The sequence below is a fragment of the Vibrio sp. 1249-1 genome (genome assembly GCF_033340495.1).
Genome location: NZ_JAWOWJ010000480.1, coordinates 1 through 730, shown reverse-complemented (window position 1 = coordinate 730; position 730 = coordinate 1). Strand labels below are relative to the sequence as shown.

Below are 730 nucleotides of genomic sequence, written 5' to 3'. Positions count from 1 at the left end.
TGTAGCCACGAAGTGCACCGGCTGCGATGACTTGAACGGCGTCTGTGCATTGGTAAACCGCGGCAAACAGCAATAACTGCATCGCTAGTGTGATTACTTCTGGGTTATTGGTGTAAAGCTCAGCAATCAGTTCTCGAGACAGTACTGTGATGATCGCTGTAATCGTTGCTAAAGCAAGACCAACCATAATACCGACGCGAGATGCAACGCGTGCACCGTCGACATTTTCTTCACCCAAACGGTGGCCAACGCGAATACTTACCGCAGCACCTACACTCATTGGCAACATAAATACCAACGAAGAGAAGTCAATCGCAACTTGGTGCGCCGCAACGATGATTGGGCCAAGTGGTGATACCAACAGCGCCACTACAGCAAACAGTGTTACTTCAAAGAATAGTGCAGCTGCAACAGGGAAACCCAGTTTAAACAGGCGAACTTGCGCTTTCCATTGTGGTTTATGGTATTCGCCAAACACATTGATGCTTTTTAGTCGTGATGACGTCACCACATACGCCAACAGCAACGCGAACATAACCCAATATACGATGGTGGTTGCTACGCCACAGCCTACGCCACCCAACTCAGGCGCGCCAAATTTACCGTAAACGAAAATCCAGTTAAGCGGGATGTTCAGCAGCAAACCAATAAATCCAATCACCATCGCTGGTTTGGTTAATGACATACCATCAGTGAAGCTGCGCAGAGTTTGGAAGAGAAGAAAAGCGGG

The 730-nt window shown here is 48.4% G+C and carries 1 protein-coding gene; it reads right to left on the bottom strand.

All coding sequences use genetic code 11. The annotated features are described in order from the left end of the window. The coding region (locus R7Z50_RS27110) for an MATE family efflux transporter (RefSeq protein ID WP_318149700.1) at positions 1-730 on the bottom strand (730 nt) is incomplete at both ends.